We start from the raw sequence: 17,440 nt of genomic DNA, 5'->3' as shown, positions 1-17,440 counted from the left end.
TACATTATTATATATGGCAACAACAAGGAAATCAACCAGACTCAAGGAACCGGTAAAGGTGCGCACGAAGAAGCTCGCCGACGGTTCGGAATCCTATTATCTCGACATCTATGTTGACGGAAAACGCAGTTACGAGTTCTTGAAACTATACCTGTTGCCCGAAATCAATCCTATGGTCAAGGAGCAGAACCGTGCCACAAAAGCGGCGGTAGAAGCCATCAAATCAAAACGCATCATCGAACTGACCCACTCGAAGGCCGGACTGAAAAAGACATCCGTCCGTTCCAAAATGCTGCTGGACGACTGGATGGAAACCTATCTTGCCGAACAGGAACGAAAAGGCGCGAGAGGACTGAAACTGTTACGGACAGTCTGCCGGTTGCTTCCCCTTTACAAGAAAAAGGTGAGGATGAGAGAGATTGACAAGGACTGGTGTCTGGGTTTCATCGACTGGATTCAGCACACCTACAAGACCCGGTGGGACAAGCCGCTTTCACCCAAAAGCGCAGCGGACTACGTGGGCTATTTTTCCACGGCACTCAACGCCGCCGTCCGTGCCGAAGTTATCCCGGAGAACCCGATAATGACACTTGCAGCCACAGAACGTATCAAGGTGCCGGAATCCAAACGGGAATACCTGACCATTGACGAGATTAAAATTCTGATCGACACGGAATGCCCCCGTGAAGACGTGAAACGTGCCTACCTTTTCGCCTGTTACTGCGGTTTGAGGTTGAGCGATGTCTATGCCTTACGATGGAAAGATATTGTTCAGGACGGGGAACAATACCGGATGTCAACCGTGATGCAAAAAACTACCACACCGATTTACTTGCCTCTTTCCCGCCATGCCGTCCGTTGGCTGCCTGAAAGGAACGGTGCGGAAGACGGGCTGCATGTCTTTGCCGGACTCCCGGCAGAACCCAATATCAACAAGGTACTGGCCAAATGGATGGCAACGGCAGGAATCAATAAAAAAATCACCTATCACACGAGCCGCCACACGTTCGCCACGATGATGCTTACCCTCGGAGCGGACCTTTATACCACGAGCAAACTGCTCGGCCACGCCAACGTAAAGACCACGCAGATATACGCGAAAATCGTTGACAGCAAGAAAGTTGAAGCGGTGAATCTGGTTGATAACGTATTTGGCTGACATCCTGCGTTGTACTCCATTACCACCGGTTCCAATCCTATTTGAATAATTGCCGAATTTTGACCTTCCCTGTCAGATTTCAATCCGAAGAGGTCAAAACTCGGCATATCTGTTTATCAGATACATAAACCTGAACTAATCTTCTTGATTGAGATAGATAATTTCAGATTTATGGACGCAGCTCATAAACCTCACAAAACCTTATATCTGAATTTACAGCGTAATATTTTGTAGATAATTTCAAATAAGTGGTTCTAAAATTTGCTTGGGCAATTCCAAATGCGTAATTTTGCATCAAAACATGAAAGTATGGATAAACTTATTGGCCGCGACAAAGAACACGCGGAACTGGAAAGATGCCTGAACTCGGACAGATCGGAGCTGGTCATAGTCTACGGCAGGCGGCGTATCGGAAAGACATTCCTGATTGAAGAATTTTTCGACCGGAAGTTTGATTTCAAATATGTCGGTGCGCATGGAATGACCACCCGCAGACAGTTGAACAACTTCCTGAATGTGCTCAACAGTTATTCGGAAAAAAAGTTCTCCCATTTAAGCAACTGGGATGAAGCCTTTTATGCCCTTGAAGAATACCTGTCGTCCCTGCCCGCTGACCGTAAACGGATTGTGTTCATAGATGAAATGCCTTGGATGGATTCGGGAAAATCCATATTCGTGTCGGCCCTTGAAAACTTCTGGAACGGCTGGGCCATGTCACAGCGGAACATCATGCTTATCGCCACGGGGTCCGCGACCTCATGGATGAAAGACAAGATTGTCGCCAACAAGGGAGGCCTCCATGCCAGAGTGACGTGTAACCTGCATCTGTCCCCGTTTACCCTGAATGAGACGGAGCGGTATCTCGCAACCAGAGGCATCGAATGGGACCGTTACCAGCTTACCCAGACATACATGGTGCTTGGCGGTGTTCCGTTTTATTACAGCCTTCTTGACCCCACGTTGAGCCTTTCCCAGAATATAGACCGGCTGTTTTTCAATGAAGGCGCACTTTTGAAACTGGAGTTCGAGGAGCTATACAACGCCCTTTTCGACAATGCCGACCTGTACACGTCAATCGTGCAACTACTCAGCGAACACGAATCGGGAATGACAAGCAAGGACATATTCCAGTCACTATCATCGAAGAGCAGCAACATAACCAAGGCGATAAAAAACCTTGAAAGGTCCGATATGATAGAGAAATGGCTTCAGTACGGCAACAAACGTCGCGGAGCCGTTTACAGGCTTACGGATTTCTTTTCGCTGTTCTATTTCAAGTTCCTTGCCGACAACCTCTCACACGATGATGAATGGTGGAGCAATCATCTTGATTCCGGAAATGTATTCGACTGGATGGGCAGCAGTTTCGAGCTTGTCTGCATGAGACATCATAAACAGATCAAGTCGGCTTTGGGAATAAGGGGCATGGCTACATCCTTGTCCACATGGCAGGTCAAGCCCAACAAGGAGGAAGGAATGCCCGGCGGACAAATAGACATGATAATAGAGCGGGCTGACCGGATCATACACCTGTGCGAGATGAAATTCTGCATGGACACATACCGTATCAAGCCCGAATACGAACGCCGGTTGCGTGACCGTTCCGGTTTGTTCAGGGAACTTACCAAGACCAACAAGACATTGGTTCATACCTTTATCACGACGTATGGCGTGGCCAATGGCAAGAACAGAAGCATCGTCCACAGCGAGGTGACGATGGACGACCTTTTCAATTCCTGACGACTATGATGATACGGCAAATAACACAACGGTTGCACGAAGTGAACACACTTCTTGCCACTTACGGACAAGGTGTTTTGTCTTTTGAACAGGTCTTGCCTCCGTCCCTGTTCTATCAGGATTTCAACGACACGAACCTTCTTGTCAAGGAGGCTGCCTGTCTGGTAAAGGAAAACCCCGGACAACTTCTGGACTTTTCCTCTTCCCTTCTTTCGGAAACGAACAAATACCTTTCACTCGACAGGACGCCGTTGCAGGTGGCGGACTTTGAAACCCTTTTCAGGGAACACCTCAAACCGCTTGAACTCCGGTACGAGGAAGCGAAAGCAAGCGCCACAAAATTATGGAGCGAATATTCGGCGATGAGCAGCCGGCTGGATTTCCTGCCTCTGGATTCGGAAGAATACAGGTCGCTCGATGCGGAATGCGGTGCGGCAAAGGCAAAGTATGACGTGGCCCACGCGCACGCGAATCTATTATATAAAGAATGGGTGCAGGAGCGTGACCGGAATTTCTGTGTCTGGTGTTTCAAACCGATGTTCCTCGACGTGCTGGTGGAGCGTCTGCAGGGTATCGCCGGAAGCATCATCTCCGACATCGGACGCATGAAGGAGGGGAAACCATGAACCGTGCAAGCCTGCTGCAAGAGACCGCCGCATGGATGGACACCGTTGACCTCGCCCTGTGCCTGTTCATCTACGAGGTGTGCAACGACTACCAGTTCGAGTACCTGTCGGGCAGCGACTTCGTGAACTTCCTGAACCTGAAACCCACCGGACGGGCGGTCATCGTGCGCCCGAAAGAGAACCTGCGCATCTGTTACATGGTGTTTTCCATCGCCCGTACCATCAGGCCGCGCGAGCGCGGGAAACTCTGGTCGGAAGAGTTCCTGAAACGCTGCGGCATATCCAAATCCTACTACGACAAGCACCGCAGCGACGTTTGCAACAAAGGTGCTACAAAAGAGAACCAAGATTTCCGCAAATCCATCGACAGGGCCGTTGAAAACGCAAGACGGCTGAAAGGCACCCCATAACCGCCCGCCGTTTCCCCATTCAGCCCGGTATCTCCCCATTATAGCCATGCGCTATACCGTTCATACACAACGGTATGGCGCATTTTCTTTTTATACACTTTCCCCATTCGTCCCCCATTGGCCCACCTTGGGGCAAACTTAACTTTGCATCGGAAACAGAAGAAAGGAAAAGTCTGAAAAACAGCAGATTTCGATTCTACAAAAGTACAAGTAACAATAAAAATGAACGTATATGGAAAGTGAACGCAATTTAATGACCACCACGGAAGCAGCCCGCTACCTCGGACTGAAGCCCAGCTATCTCTACAAGATGATGATGCGCCGCGCAATCCCTTATTACAAACCGGGCGGCAAGCTGTGCTTCTTCGCCAAGGAAGACCTCGACGCATGGCTGAAACGGGTACGGGTGAAGTCGCAGGCCGAGATCGACAGCGAGGCATCCCGCTATCTGGTGGCACGTGAGAAAGACAAATGATTCATCAACCTTTTTTAGAACAATGCAGTCATGGACAATTCAAAGAACATGGAACCGGGTATCAGGAATATCGCGGTTCAGGATTCCCCGAACAAGGAACAGAGAAAGAAAGAGAGCAGACCCGCAATCAGCGCGAAGGCGCAGACCATTCTGGACTTCCTTCGCGGCTGTACCCCCTACGAGGCAGATTCCATACGGGTAATGGTCGGCTACGGAACGGGCAATGGCGATACCGCAACGATTGAGGCGACAGACATGCTGACCGTCAACCGCTTTCTCAACCACGGGCTTACCAAGGAAAACGGGACAGATGGCGAGGCCGTGATGAAACACCGTCAGGAACGTGCGCAAAAACTGATGGAAGCCGTCAAGGATTTTGTCGACATCGGCCAGCTCTGCCGCGTCAGCGTCGCACTGATGAAAATCTCTTCCGACTTCAAGGCGGTGGAGGACGCACGGGGGCACCTGCAATCCCAACCCGCCGCCAACGTGAACCGGAACTGACGTCAAACCGGAACGGGGTATCGGACGGACAAGGAAACTCCCGCACGCACTATCTCATTGAAACTGTTGTAGGTTTTCCGATACTCCATTCCCTTATTTTTTATTAAATTATGCAAGAAAACAAGAGGAACAAGGAAACATCCCTTTTCAAGAAGCCGCAGGGATTCCGTACAATCCGCATCCGTCTTACTGCGGAGGCAATCGAATGGCTCGGAAGGACAACGAAAGATGACGACGGCAATAGAATCGGCAACCACACTCTTTTTTATGACCTGCTCTCACGGATGCGACTGTCACCCGGCAGGGGCGATTCATTCCGCAGGCCGCAGGAATTGCAGCCCGGACAGTTCCAGTTCTCGGAAACCAGACTCGCGGAGGAATGGAACGTAGGGAGAAAAAGAACCCGCAATCTCCTTGCAACGATGGAAAGGCTGGGCATGATAGCGGTGGACGCTTCCAAAACCGCTTCCGTCGCTTCCATGACCTGTATCGAGGAATGGACGGACTTTCAGAACCGCCGCGTCATAAACCTTTGCAATCCCGCCCTGAATGGCATTTGAACGGCCTTTGAATGGCATTTTATCCGGCAGCGGAGGCACGCCGCAGGAGAACTGAAAACGTCTTTCAGTTTCGAGATATGCCAAGGTATCACCTCCCTTCGGTCAGTCATCCCTTGGCGCTCTCGCGGCTCACTGGCAGTTCGCCGGTGGCGGCGCTCGCAGGCTCGCACCGCTTAACCCTTATAAAACAACATTTATGACAGAAGACAACAAGCAAGACACATCATTTCCGTCCGGCGGCAGCCGCACCGAATACATCGGCGCCAAAGTCACCGCGGAACAGAAACAGTACATCCGCCGCCTCGCCGCCGAGTGCGGCATGACCGTCAGCAGCTACGTGCTGGCAAGGGCTTTCAATTACAGACCGAAAGCGAGGCTGACGGCAAGGCAGGAGGCAGTCATGGAGACCCTTATAGGATGCCGCAGCGACCTCGTGAACTACACGTCCGCGCTCCGTGGCATGAACCCCGAAAAGCGCAGACAGATGTTTAACAGTTACCCTTTCATGCTCGAATGGCTCAAGGAACTCGGCAGGCTGGCCGAGCGTGTCACGGACGTGCTCGACAAGGTACGGTTTTCCAACCGCTTGCCCGACGGGACAAGGAACGGTGAAGACGGGGAGGACGAGCCATGATAGGGAAAGCGAAATCCATCTCCCACGGGATAAATGACATCAGATACATCACGGGAGAATCGAGGAACAAGAAACATCCCGAACGCATCTTCCACGTGGGGGACAATCTTCTGCCGCCCGGTCTGGATGCCACGGGTATATGGGATTCCATGCGGCTGACGCTGGAGAAGTCCAAACGGGTCAAAAATTCCGTCATCCGCATCGAGGTCAGCCCCGCGCCGGAACACACCAAAGACTTTACCATTGACGACTGGCAAAGGTTGTGGGACGACTTCACGGATGAGTTCGACAACATCGAACTGCTTGACAAGAACGGCAAGACCTATTCTCCGAAAACCGACCTCAAAGGCAGCAAGGGCACGGTGTGGCTGCATCTGGAATCCAAGAGCGGCATTCCCCACCTTCACGGCGCGTTCTGCCGTATCGACGAAAGGGGGAATATCAACAACGACCATGACATACACCTGCGGGCACAGCGGGCAGCCGAGCGTGTGGCCCTGAAACGGGGCTGGACGACTGCCGCCGAAGTACGTGAGACGAACATCGGGCAGGTGAACCGGGACTGCATGGAAACCCTGCAATCCATGGAAAGCTGGTCATGGGACGAGTACGTGGCCAGACTTAGGAGCAAGGGATATGAGTTTTGGGAGCTGCGCGACAACAAGAAGATATTGCGCGGTTACGTGCTGAAGAAAGGCAACGCCAGATACAAGGCTTCCGAACTCGGCAGGGGGCGCAACCTCATGGCGACCAAGCTCGAAAGCACGTGGAAAAAGCTGCACGCGGCTCCCAAGACAAGGACTGTTTCGACACAGCCCGCCGCAGGGAAATCTATACCGACTACATCTCGGACGATTCCGGTTCACGCACAAGGAACGGCACCGGTTCCGCAATACACCGGCTATCGTCCCGGTACCAGCCCGTACCATATCGACATCGACGGGGAAAGCCGCCGGTTCTTCATTCCCGATGAAGCGTTGGACGTATTCAATGACGAGTTCGACTACCGGGAGACAGCCAACAGCCGTGACCTCACGGACATGGCAGCGGCACTTTTCGTCGGGATGCTCGATACTCCGGCGGTTCCTTCGGGAGGTGGTGGCGGCAGTTCCAACGACCTGCCTTGGGGAAGACGCGAGGACGAGGACGAACGGGAATGGGCACGCCGGTGCGCCCGTGAAGCGGCAAGGGTGATCGGAAAGAAACCGAGGACAGGACGAAAAAGATAACAGCCTATGAATAAAAAATTCGATTTCTCGGAAATAGACGAGGCCCTTCCGGCTGCCGAAAAGATGCAGGAGCAAGAGCATATAATCAACGCGCTGGAAAACAATTATGAAGCTGTACGCATTCTTAGTGCTAATGTGGAAAAGCTTGAAAACAGACTTTCGGAAGCCCTGCCCAAAATGGACGGGGCTGTTTCTTCCCTGCGTGGGGCGAGCACGGTCACAGTCGGCGAGGAAGCGAGAAAGACGCTTGAGCAGGAAGGGGAGAAAATCTGCCGGAAGATGGCCGACAGGATGGAACGGGAGTGCGCAAGGCTGGCCGGACGCCTCTCGGCGAATGACCGTGTGCTTATCTCCGCAACCGCTTTCTGGTGTATGGTAGAGGCAATCATCTCCCTCGCGGCGGCTTTTGTCTGTACCTGCATGGCAAACAGCCAGTTCATACACAGTCTAATGCTGTGGAAAATACTTGGCTATACGGCAGGTTTTCTTGTACTCTGTATCGTGCTGACCATTTTTATATGCCGCAAGTTAAGACAATGAAACATTATCAATTAAATAAATATAAGTATGACAACAGTAAAAGTGAAATTCCGCCCGTCGACAGTCGAAGGCCGTCCGGGCACTATCGTTTATTTTGTAACTCACCGCCGTGTCGTCAGGCAAATCACAACCGGTTATAAGGTGTTCCCCCATGAATGGGATGATAAACGGTCAAGACCGGTTGCGACACCGGAGGGCGAACGGACAGCCGTTATTCAGGCTGTTGCACAAAGGATACGCCGGGATATGAACCGGCTGGACAAGATTATAAACGGATTAAACAGCGGCAAGCGTGCATTTGCTACCGACGAGATAGTGAGACTGTTTCATGAAACGGAACGGGAAGCGTCCTTTTTCGAGTTTATGGCGGAGGTCATTCTTCAACTGGAACGATTGGGAAAGGAACGGACTGCGGAAAATTACACGACAGCCCTTAATAGCTTCAAACGCTTTCGGAACGGGAACGACATCATGCTGAATGAAATTGATTCAGACCTGATGACGGAATACGAAGCCTATTTGAAATCCCACGACGTAGCCATGAACACCGTTTCCTTTTATAACCGGATTCTCCGTGCCGTGTACAACCGTGCGGTGGAAAAGGAAATGACCGTGCAACGGTATCCTTTCAAGCATGTCTATACAGGAATAGACAAAACGGTCAAGCGTGCTCTTCCCTTGAAAATCATCAGACGGATTAAGGAACTGGACCTGTCGCTCAAGTCCTCATTGGATTTTGCAAGGGACATGTTTCTGTTCTCATTTTACACACGCGGAATGTCGTTCATCGACATGGCATATCTCAAGAAGAAGGATTTGCAGAACGGCATCCTTTCCTATCGCAGACGAAAGACGGGGCAGCAATTATTCATCAAGTGGGAAAAATCCATGCAGGAGATTATCGACAAATACCCGGCAAATGAAAACGGCTATTTGCTGCCAATCATCAAGACAGACCGGAACGAACGGTTGCAGTACAGAAATGCGCTCCGTCTGGTCAACAACAAGCTCAAGGAAATATCCGTATCAATCGGCCTACAAGCCAAACTCACGATGTACGTCAGCCGCCATTCATGGGCCAGTATCGCTAAAAGTCAGAACATTCCCCTGTCGGTCATCAGTGCGGGTATGGGGCATGATTCGGAAAATACCACGCAAATATATCTTGCCTCTTTGGACAATTCAACGATAGACAAAGCGAATGATCTGATATTGAAAAAATTAAGGTAGAATGTCAGGCAAAAAATGTTACCTCTTACCAAGAGAGGGATTAGACGATGCAAAAGTATAAAAAAGAATGTATAGCAAAGAATTTTTTCTATAAAAAATGTTACTTCTATGTTCAAAAACACATAAATGTTTAGCAAATTTCAATTTCACCCCAACGAAATATACTGATTGTTAGTGCATTATTCTTTTTATCCCTCTCTTGGTAAGAGGGGGATAAAAAAGGGAATTGAAATGCGGACAAAAAGTTTTATAGTATTGGTATTCACTCTGTTCGGGAGCGTTCATCTTTTCGGACAGGAAAGCCGGAAGGAAATCTGTGTGGATTTCCGTGTCGGCAAGAGCACGCTGGACACAGCCTATGTAAATAACGCCGAGCGTCTGGCGGAAATCGTATCGTTTTTGGGAAGTGTTAAAAATGATGGGGCACTCGATCTGGTCGAGGTGTCCTTCTGTGGTTCTGCTTCACCGGAAGGGTCTGCCGGAATCAATCGAAGGCTGGCGGAAGAACGCCGTGCGGCAGTGGAGAACTATGTGCGCAGATGTATTTCGCTTCCGGACAGTATCGTCACCCGTTGCGATGCCACCATCGCTTGGGAACGTCTGGCCTGTCTGGCGGAACAGTCGGACATGCCTCACAAGGAGGAAGCCGTGGAGGTGCTGCGCAATGTCCCCGAATACACGTACAATGACAAAGGGGTTCTGATTGACAGCAAGAAAAAACATTTGATGGAACTGCAGTACGGGCGCACTTGGTTCTATATGCTGGAACATTTCTTCCCGCAGGTTCGCAACGCCAGCGTCGTATTCGTGACGGTACGGCAAAAGCCGGTAATAAAAAGCGATACGGTCGAATTACAGACGGTTCCCGCCATTGATACGGCTGCCGTTATTCAGGAAACGGACACGCTCGTACCGCAGGCTATCGTACCGGAGCAGGAAGAACGGAAACCTTTCTACATGGCCGTCAAGACAAACATGCTTTATGACGTCTTGGCCGTGCCCAACATCGGCGTCGAGTTCTATCTCGGCAAGGGATGGACGCTCGGCGGAAACTGGATGTACGGCTGGTGGGACAAGGGCAGCAAGCACCGCTATTGGCGTGTGTACGGCGGCGACATCGCCGTGCGCAAGTGGCTGGGAAAACGTGCTGCCGGGAAGCCGCTCACCGGGCATCATCTGGGCGTTTACGGGCAGGTGTTCACATACGACTTCGAGTGGGGAGGCACCGGCTACATGGGAGGCGAACCCGGAGGGACACTTTGGGACAAGGGCAACTATGCCGTGGGCGTGGAATACGGCTACTCCCTGCCGGTGGCACGCAGGCTGAACATAGATTTCACTATCGGCGTGGGCTACTGGGGCGGCAAATATTATACCTACAGCCCTCTCGATGGGCATGACGTGTGGGAATCCACCAAGAACCGCCACTGGTTCGGGCCGACCAAGGCGGAAATATCTTTGGTCTGGCTGCTCGGACGGGGCAACAGCAATAACAGGAAAGGAGGTATGAAATGATGAGATACACGATAAGATACGTTTCCCTGTTGGCAGGAATGCTGACGGTGTTTTCTTCCTGCGAACACAAGGACTTATGTTTCGACCATGAGGCACACGCCCCGAAGTCAGACGTGCACGTGAAGGCAGTGTACGAAAAGGAATGGGAACATACTTGCGAGGGAGGTCCCGACTGGGAGCAATACCCCGCATGGGAGAGCAGGTTCGGTATGGAGTACCATGAGCTATGCCCCGACGCTCCCGACGGGTTGCGCGTGCAGGTATATAACGAGGACGGCACCAACAACATCCTGAACGTGGCACCCGAAGGCGACATCGTGCGGATGCGTCCGGGAGAACACTCCCTGCTGCTCTACAACAACGACACGGAATACATCGTCTTTGACGACATGAACTCGTTCGCATCGGCAAAGGCCACGACCCGTACACGTACCCGTGCGTCGTATGCGGGCAATCCGTACATGGAAAATACCGTCGAAAACACGGTGAATGCTCCCGATATGCTTTATGGCAACTACATGGAGAACTACACGGCCGAACGCAAGATTGAGGCCGACGAACTGCCCGTGACCATGCACCCGTTGGTTTTTACCTATCTGGTGCGTTACGAGTTCAGCCACGGGTTGGAATACGTGGCGTTGGCACGCGGCGCATTGGCAGGCATGGCCGGTGCGGTATGGCTGAACAGCGGACGCACCTCGGAAGAGGCAGCTACCATATTATATGATTGTAGCGTGGAAGATTTCGGAACACAGGCCTGCGTCCAGTCGTTCGGCATACCGGACTACCCGAACGAACACTACACGACACGTACCGAACGCCGTTACGGGCTGAATCTTGAAGTGCGCCTGAAGAACGGGAAAGTCAAGTCGTTCGATTTCGACGTGACCGATCAGGTCGCCGTACAGCCGCAGGGAGGGGTTATTGTGGTGAGCGGTATCGAGATTTCCGACGAGGAAGGTACGGAAGGCGGTTCCGGATTCGATGTGACGGTAAAAGATTGGGGTGAGTACGAAGACATCGAACTCCCTCTCTAAAAGATTGAATGTATTTATTAATTTATTTGTTTCACTAAAAAAATTTAGCGACATGAAAAAAAATCTTTTTTTTGTGGGAATTGCTGCCGCCGCAATGTTGGCAAGTTGCAGCAATGATGAGACTATGGATATAGCCCGTAACAGTCAGGCTATCCAGTTTAGCAGTTTCGTAAACAAAACGACACGAGCCACTGACATCGACAACTCCAATTTCAAAGCCTTTCAGGTATGGGGCTTGATGGAAAAGGACGGTCAGACTGGTAAGCCGTTTGAAGGTACTGAGGTTACAAGTTCCGACGGTAGTGAGTGGAGTTACACGACACCCGTTTATTGGGAAGATGGCTACAAATATAGTTTCGTAGCCGTAGCCCCCAAAGCGACCGGTGATAACTGGACATTCACTGCCCCGACTACTGTTGGTCAGTGGGGAAGCATTGCTTTTAATAACGGCGATGGTACTACCGACCTGATTTACGATATTGACGATACGTATGCCTCTTCTCCTGTAGTCATGAACAAACAATGTCCTGCTGCAATTAATTTCACACTCAACCACATGTTGTCCCGTGTGAAATTTGCTTTCCAAAATGGAATGGATGATGGTTCTGTCATCAATGTTACCGGTGTAAAAATCACGAATGCCAATGTAAAGGCGACTGCTGCTTTGGACGAAAATGTAACATGGACTTTGGCTGCTGATAATACCCCGGCTTCACTGAATTTTGGCAACGTGGTATTGGACGGCGAGGCAACCGGTTTTGCAGCTGCTGAGACAAAAGAAACCGACCACAAGTACATGATTCCGGTCATGGGCGAAGAACAGACCTATACCGTGCAATTCAAAGTTATACGTACTCATCACGGTGTGACAGACGAGTATGACCATGAAGTATCCATTCCTTCTGTAGACTGGGCAGCCGGAAACAGTTATGCCTTTGTTGCGAAACTCGAAGCTAAAAACATTGACCCGGATACCCAACTCTGTGAGATTAAGTTCTCAGCAACGGTTGATAAATGGGAAGATTTCAACACCCCTGCAACAGAACTTCCGGTTGAACCTGTTGAATAATCATCCGGATTTGTCCGTTAGGGAATATACCGGAAAGCCGAAAAGATGTTTTACGGGGTGGCACGACAGTCACCCACGTAAAATATCTTTAGGGTATAAGGGGTTGAATGTTCCCCTTATACTCACGAATAGCCGCCGCAAAGAACTTTCACGGCATAATTGAAAAATCAAAAGATATGAAAGCATATAAAAATCGGTACTTGATAACAGGCAGGATGACGGTACTGCTCACCAGTCTCTTGTTATTTTCGTGTAACAACGATGACTTTCTCGATAATGACAGCGATAGTAACATCGGGAAATATAGCGACCACATTTGTTTCGACATATCCGGGACGGAAAGCCCTTTGACAAGAGGAATTGTCGGCACAGGTAAGGTAAAGGAAGAACACACCACCGGACGTTTCGTGTTGCGGAGTGCGAATACGCCGGACACACTTTGTGTCCGTGCTACGGTTTCCGATGGTATCGACTGCTCCTCTTTCTCCGGAGAAACACCGGTGACACGCTCGGCTCCCGTCAACTCGCTCGAAGAATACGGCACTTTCCATGTACAGGCCCATTGCAAGGAAGACGGCACACTGGTCAACACGTTCTACATGGATGACAACGTAACTTACCGGAACAATAATTGGAGCACAGACAACGTGTATTACTGGCCGGGAGCGACACGCACCCTGCAATTTTTCGCTTGGGCACCAATTGACGCCGAATTAGCTATTCCCGAAGCACCGGGTAACACGACGCTGACATACACTGTTCCTGCAGCTGTGAGTGAACAAAAAGACCTTGTGGTGGCGAAAACGGACGAAATCGAAGGAAATAAGAACGAAGTGATACCGCTTGCTTTCGAGCATATTTGCACAGCCGTTCGTTTTGTGACCGGCAGTCAAATGCACCCCGGAACGATTAAAAGCGTAGCCCTGAAAGGAGTTCGATATAAAGGTTCCTACGACTTGGAAAACGGAAAATGGACGTTGAATGATGATGCTAATGACTTTACACAATCATTGGATAAAAAGATGAGCGGAAACGAGACAGACGGAACGGAAGTCTCCGCAGGAGAAGGCACGTTCATGATGCTACCGCAAACCTTGCCGACAGGTGCGAAGGTGGAAGTGGTGTTCGCCGATGGAGTAACAGGTGAAAATCGCACTCTCGAAGCCCCCGTTGCAGGAATGGAATGGCCTCAAGGGAAAACGGTTACTTACAAATTGTCCATTTCGCCGGAATACGAGTTTAAGTTGGAAAATGAAAATCCTGTATTAGACGCACATTACGACATTCTTTTAACAAAACTGATCGTGTCCGATGTTCCGGCAGGTAAGACATGGACGGTTACTGCTCCAACCCTGAATGATGAAAAGGTCACTATTCAGAAACAAGACAACATGAACAGCTATGCCAAGCAAGGTTATTGGACGGCCAATTATGCACATGGAACAACAAGTGGTAAACTCGAAATTACCGGTAGCGCACGAGGCGAGACAGTTTATCAAGGTACGGGAAGCGGCGAATTTCCTATTGCAGTTTTTGTGCCGGAGAATATAGGAGATGCCTCACGTACAGTAGAGTTGTCTGTACGGCTTGACGATAGCGATGACATAGTACAGACATTGACCATTTCCCAGCTTGCTCCCGCTTGGTATGGCAATGGTATTGGTTGCGAACGGATAGAAGGAGAAAAGGTTCCTTGGGGATTTTCTTGGGACAGTGATTTCAAGTTAATCTATGATTTGACCAGTTGCGATAATGATGATTCTCGTGAAAGTATCAGACAATATGTAGAGTGGACTAAGGCATTAAAGGCATTGGGCGATTCATGGTTGTTGGGTTGGCTGATTCATGCGATTTTTGGTGATGATATTCCCGATTTGTCTTTCGTTGATATGGAGAAATCCGGTGATGTTATCGGCTTAGGGGGGAAAGCTGATAAGATAACGATCAACCTCGGTTCTCTCTCGACTTCCGGTGTTGCCGAGAGTATGACGGATGGGCAAAAAAATACGCGGGAAGTGTATAACTTCAACGGTATTCAGTTTGTGAATGAGATAATCAACCGGATACAAAATATCCCCGGTTATCAGGTTGCAACAGAAGGTAAGGGTGTGTTCCCTACGAATAATGCAAGTATAGCTTGTATGAAACTGAACAGTTGGGATATTATCGAAGCAAATAATGAATATATCCTTTCGTTGACGGGCGGCTCGGAAGTTATGGACCCGAAGTGGTATCTTCCCGCAACAGAAGAGGTAGCAGGAATAAATGATACGGAATATCCTTTGGAGGGTGAATATTGGACTTCTACGGCTGTAAAGGATGACAACCAGTACGCCTATAAACACAGCGATGGCTCAACCTCTTCCAAATTGCGTAGTAGGGAACTTTCTGTACGGGCTGTCCGTAAGAAACCCTGAAAGAGGATATAAAAATTGATTTTTATATACATAAGGTTTACAATGACAAACTCTCTTTTCTTAATTGAAGAGGGAGTTTGTCATGTTTATAATAATATCGAACTATAAAAATGCTCTTTAAGCATGTAACGCTAATCATGCCATTCCGTATTGAATAATTCGGAAAAATCCCGTAACTTCGCAAACGCAATGATGTGTAAGTAAATCCAAATGAGTAATCATTCCGCATCGAAAAACATGTGCGTTCTGTGCCAACTTTCAAATAAAACCACTATTTGATACTCATTTGTTACCTTTCTTTTGAATTTCCAATAAAACTCATCTAATAATTAGATAGTTAAAGAATGGAATTGGTTAGTAACCCACCAACCGATGCGGAACACGATCAGGGCTATCAGCATCACTATCTTGTCGATGCCCACCACGGCCCCTGCCGTCAGTGAGGTGAACCACAGTTTGCTGGCATCCTTCTCCATGTTGGTCACTTCGTCCACGCCCGTCTGCTCCATCGTCGCCTCTATCAGGTTGGGGTCTGATGTGCCCTTATGCGCCACGTCTGCCTGTGCCTGGAGGTCAGTGTACATCGAGTCCCTGACATATACCAACTGCTGCACCTCCTCAAACTTGTCGGAAATTTGGGTCGCCTCTGCCTCATAGAGGTCGTGGGTGTAACTGCCGATGCAATTGGGAATATAGGATAGAAAATCCAATACGCACCAGCTGCTGCCGCTGTTGGTCATGCCTGTGTCAGCAGGTGGGTACCACCAACAGAGGATGATGCTCACCACCAAGGGCTTGAACAGTTTCATCACGTCCAACGGTTCGTTCTTCACCATCATCTTGTAGGCCATGCTTGCCGCCACGATGATAGAGAACAGTGCCGCCAATGCCATACACATTTGGAGGATCCACCAGAACGGCCCTTGTGAGCCTGTGAAGGTGGCATCGGTCAGGAACTCGTTGGTCTGGAATATCACATCGTCAATCTCCTCTTCGAGGATGTTGATGCCGAAATCGCTGAGTATGTTGTCTGCCATCAGTGCCTGGTTCTATTGTTGATAATCTCTTTGATAAACTCTATGCCTTTCGGTGTCCATGACAGATAGAAGTGGTAGAAGCAGCGCATCCTGCCTGTGACATATACCGCAATGCCCTTGTCCTGAAGGTCTTCACGCAGTTTCCACATTCCATATTCCTTGGTGATGATGCCTTCCTCTTTGAGGGTCTTCACAATCTTGCCGTAGTAACTTCCGACATATTTGTGAAGCTTTGACATTGAAACTACCTCTAAATCAGATGGCATATAATGCTCATCAACGATGGGTGTCCTGCCGATAACGCTGATTCGCTTCGGCATCCTTGACATCTCCAACTGCCACTTGCCGTTTTTCCTCTTGGCGGCATAGAGACGTAACTGTATTTTTGATATTGATTCCATAGCTATTTCTTTATTTTATGTTCTTTCGATAACAGGAATGACTCCCACGCTCTTCAGTTTCTCATAGAGGAAGCGGCGACCTTTCTGTGTCCATTTGGTGTTCATGCGCACATCCTCCGTACCGTCCTTGTGTTTAATGAGGTAGGTCTCGCTGGTCACATAACCGCAGTCCTTGTAGTCGGCATACAGAATCCACTGCTTGCCACGCTGATACTGGATGTTCATCTCCTTCAGACGTCGGTTGAAGCGGATGGACGACTCGCCATAGTCCTGTGCTATCTGTGTGACCAGGACACTGCTCTTCGTGGCAAGGATGATGTCAAGGTAACTCACCTTGTCCTTCATCTCCGTCACCTCCTGTTGCAGGTCATCCACCTTGGATCCCAACTCAACGATGCGTGTCCTTTGGTGTTCACACTCCTGTTCGACAAGCAGACGCTTTTGTCGTTCTTCCTTCAGATTGACTGCTAACCGTATCAGGAAGTCTGGCTCTGCCAATGCCTTCTCGATGGTCTGCTGTGTCATATAGGCACCATGCTTGCGGATAGAGGGGAGCACCTCCGATGTCACCCACTTGCGGAAACGTTTGGCTTCGGGTTTGCGACTGTCAAGGATGACATCATACAGTCCGTCTTCATTGATAAAGTTTGTAACCTGTTCTCTTCCAAGACTATCCGAGATGGGGTACTTTGAAAGTACATCATCCGAAAGTCGTTGTACCAACTTGCTGGTTTTTAGTCCAAGAACTCTTGCCACATCAGCCAAACAGAACAAGGGTTGCTCTGGTGTTCCTGTGGTTCGGACTGCTCCAAATTCCTCGTTGTTGAAAATCTGAATATCGTTCATATCTCTATGCT

Annotated in this window: 17 protein-coding genes and 1 pseudogene; 15 read left to right on the top strand and 3 right to left on the bottom strand. The window is 49.6% G+C overall.

Annotation, left to right across the window (positions count from 1 at the left end; translation table 11 throughout):
* Nucleotides 1-13 precede the first annotated feature (13 nt).
* The 15 genes from AB3G73_RS12340 (at nt 14) to AB3G73_RS12270 (ending at nt 15,145) form a co-directional block, all read left to right on the top strand.
* Nucleotides 14-1,159, top strand: coding sequence for a site-specific integrase (locus AB3G73_RS12340; RefSeq protein WP_032539977.1), 1,146 nt, complete (start codon nt 14-16; stop codon nt 1,157-1,159).
* 309 nt (nt 1,160-1,468) lie between these two features.
* Complete coding sequence (locus AB3G73_RS12335) at nt 1,469-2,899, top strand: ATP-binding protein (RefSeq protein ID WP_087339986.1); 1,431 nt, start codon at nt 1,469-1,471, stop codon at nt 2,897-2,899.
* Nucleotides 2,900-2,904: 5 nt separating this feature from the next.
* Nucleotides 2,905-3,525: a hypothetical protein gene (locus tag AB3G73_RS12330; protein ID WP_032539979.1), complete on the top strand. Its 621-nt coding sequence runs from the start codon at nt 2,905-2,907 to the stop codon at nt 3,523-3,525.
* A complete protein-coding gene (locus AB3G73_RS12325) occupies nt 3,522-3,935 on the top strand; it encodes a hypothetical protein (protein WP_032539980.1) in 414 nt (137 codons plus the stop codon). Before AB3G73_RS12330 ends, AB3G73_RS12325 begins: the two co-directional genes overlap by 4 nt.
* Before the next feature lie 232 nt (nt 3,936-4,167).
* Nucleotides 4,168-4,410, top strand: coding sequence for a helix-turn-helix domain-containing protein (locus AB3G73_RS12320; RefSeq protein ID WP_032539981.1), 243 nt, complete (start codon nt 4,168-4,170; stop codon nt 4,408-4,410).
* A gap of 30 nt (nt 4,411-4,440) precedes the next feature.
* A complete protein-coding gene (locus AB3G73_RS12315; protein ID WP_087339980.1) occupies nt 4,441-4,914 on the top strand; it encodes a hypothetical protein in 474 nt (157 codons plus the stop codon).
* A 379-nt stretch (nt 4,915-5,293) separates the two neighbouring features.
* Nucleotides 5,294-5,485, top strand: a complete 192-nt coding sequence (locus tag AB3G73_RS12310; protein ID WP_171033592.1) for a hypothetical protein — start codon at nt 5,294-5,296, stop codon at nt 5,483-5,485.
* Nucleotides 5,486-5,670: 185 nt separating this feature from the next.
* Nucleotides 5,671-6,108 (top strand): metalloprotease, encoded by a 438-nt coding sequence (locus AB3G73_RS12305; protein WP_032539984.1) that lies wholly within the window; start codon nt 5,671-5,673, stop codon nt 6,106-6,108.
* Nucleotides 6,105-7,337 carry a hypothetical protein gene (locus tag AB3G73_RS12300; protein ID WP_032539985.1) on the top strand — a complete coding sequence of 411 codons (1,233 nt, stop codon included), beginning with the start codon at nt 6,105-6,107 and terminating at the stop codon, nt 7,335-7,337. Before AB3G73_RS12305 ends, AB3G73_RS12300 begins: the two co-directional genes overlap by 4 nt.
* A 6-nt stretch (nt 7,338-7,343) precedes the next feature.
* Entirely contained in the window at nt 7,344-7,877 is a 534-nt protein-coding gene (locus tag AB3G73_RS12295) for a hypothetical protein (protein WP_032539986.1), read from the top strand.
* Nucleotides 7,878-7,904: 27 nt separating this feature from the next.
* On the top strand, nt 7,905-9,107 hold the full coding sequence (locus AB3G73_RS12290; protein WP_032539987.1) for a site-specific integrase: 1,203 nt from the start codon (nt 7,905-7,907) through the stop codon (nt 9,105-9,107).
* Nucleotides 9,108-9,338: 231 nt separating this feature from the next.
* Nucleotides 9,339-10,622, top strand: coding sequence for a DUF3575 domain-containing protein (locus AB3G73_RS12285; RefSeq protein WP_032539989.1), 1,284 nt, complete (start codon nt 9,339-9,341; stop codon nt 10,620-10,622).
* Entirely contained in the window at nt 10,619-11,659 is a 1,041-nt protein-coding gene (locus AB3G73_RS12280) for a DUF5119 domain-containing protein (protein ID WP_080715556.1), read from the top strand. Before AB3G73_RS12285 ends, AB3G73_RS12280 begins: the two co-directional genes overlap by 4 nt.
* 52 nt (nt 11,660-11,711) lie before the next feature.
* Nucleotides 11,712-12,728 (top strand): fimbrillin family protein, encoded by a 1,017-nt coding sequence (locus tag AB3G73_RS12275; RefSeq protein ID WP_032539990.1) that lies wholly within the window; start codon nt 11,712-11,714, stop codon nt 12,726-12,728.
* Nucleotides 12,729-12,904: 176 nt separating this feature from the next.
* Nucleotides 12,905-15,145, top strand: coding sequence for a fimbrillin family protein (locus tag AB3G73_RS12270; protein WP_367036727.1), 2,241 nt, complete (start codon nt 12,905-12,907; stop codon nt 15,143-15,145).
* Nucleotides 15,146-15,507: 362 nt separating this feature from the next.
* On the opposite strand, the pseudogene AB3G73_RS12265 reads toward AB3G73_RS12270, so the two are convergent.
* The 3 genes and pseudogenes from AB3G73_RS12265 to AB3G73_RS12255 form a co-directional block, all read right to left on the bottom strand.
* Nucleotides 15,508-16,182: pseudogene (locus AB3G73_RS12265) on the bottom strand (hypothetical protein); the annotation flags it as partial.
* Nucleotides 16,182-16,583: a hypothetical protein gene (locus AB3G73_RS12260; protein ID WP_005816121.1), complete on the bottom strand. Its 402-nt coding sequence runs from the start codon at nt 16,581-16,583 to the stop codon at nt 16,182-16,184. The pseudogene AB3G73_RS12265 and the gene AB3G73_RS12260, both read right to left, overlap by 1 nt.
* A 15-nt stretch (nt 16,584-16,598) precedes the next feature.
* Nucleotides 16,599-17,429: a phage antirepressor gene (locus AB3G73_RS12255; RefSeq protein WP_005816120.1), complete on the bottom strand. Its 831-nt coding sequence runs from the start codon at nt 17,427-17,429 to the stop codon at nt 16,599-16,601.
* Between the last annotated feature and the right edge of the window lie 11 nt (nt 17,430-17,440).

Source organism: Bacteroides sp. L008 (assembly GCF_040812255.1).
Classification (GTDB): domain Bacteria; phylum Bacteroidota; class Bacteroidia; order Bacteroidales; family Bacteroidaceae; genus Bacteroides; species Bacteroides vicugnae.
Note: the sequence above shows the minus strand (reverse complement) of the source record. Positions and strands in the feature narration are given on the sequence as shown.

Coding starts and splice junctions, on each gene's coding strand:
- AB3G73_RS12340 (WP_032539977.1), top strand. CDS start 14: ATGGCAACAACAAGGAAATCAACCAGACTCAAGGAACCGGTAAAGGTG.
- AB3G73_RS12335 (WP_087339986.1), top strand. CDS start 1,469: ATGGATAAACTTATTGGCCGCGACAAAGAACACGCGGAACTGGAAAGA.
- AB3G73_RS12330 (WP_032539979.1), top strand. CDS start 2,905: ATGATGATACGGCAAATAACACAACGGTTGCACGAAGTGAACACACTT.
- AB3G73_RS12325 (WP_032539980.1), top strand. CDS start 3,522: ATGAACCGTGCAAGCCTGCTGCAAGAGACCGCCGCATGGATGGACACC.
- AB3G73_RS12320 (WP_032539981.1), top strand. CDS start 4,168: ATGGAAAGTGAACGCAATTTAATGACCACCACGGAAGCAGCCCGCTAC.
- AB3G73_RS12315 (WP_087339980.1), top strand. CDS start 4,441: ATGGACAATTCAAAGAACATGGAACCGGGTATCAGGAATATCGCGGTT.
- AB3G73_RS12310 (WP_171033592.1), top strand. CDS start 5,294: ATGGAACGTAGGGAGAAAAAGAACCCGCAATCTCCTTGCAACGATGGA.
- AB3G73_RS12305 (WP_032539984.1), top strand. CDS start 5,671: ATGACAGAAGACAACAAGCAAGACACATCATTTCCGTCCGGCGGCAGC.
- AB3G73_RS12300 (WP_032539985.1), top strand. CDS start 6,105: ATGATAGGGAAAGCGAAATCCATCTCCCACGGGATAAATGACATCAGA.
- AB3G73_RS12295 (WP_032539986.1), top strand. CDS start 7,344: ATGAATAAAAAATTCGATTTCTCGGAAATAGACGAGGCCCTTCCGGCT.
- AB3G73_RS12290 (WP_032539987.1), top strand. CDS start 7,905: ATGACAACAGTAAAAGTGAAATTCCGCCCGTCGACAGTCGAAGGCCGT.
- AB3G73_RS12285 (WP_032539989.1), top strand. CDS start 9,339: ATGCGGACAAAAAGTTTTATAGTATTGGTATTCACTCTGTTCGGGAGC.
- AB3G73_RS12280 (WP_080715556.1), top strand. CDS start 10,619: ATGATGAGATACACGATAAGATACGTTTCCCTGTTGGCAGGAATGCTG.
- AB3G73_RS12275 (WP_032539990.1), top strand. CDS start 11,712: ATGAAAAAAAATCTTTTTTTTGTGGGAATTGCTGCCGCCGCAATGTTG.
- AB3G73_RS12270 (WP_367036727.1), top strand. CDS start 12,905: ATGAAAGCATATAAAAATCGGTACTTGATAACAGGCAGGATGACGGTA.
- AB3G73_RS12260 (WP_005816121.1), bottom strand. CDS start 16,583: ATGGAATCAATATCAAAAATACAGTTACGTCTCTATGCCGCCAAGAGG.
- AB3G73_RS12255 (WP_005816120.1), bottom strand. CDS start 17,429: ATGAACGATATTCAGATTTTCAACAACGAGGAATTTGGAGCAGTCCGA.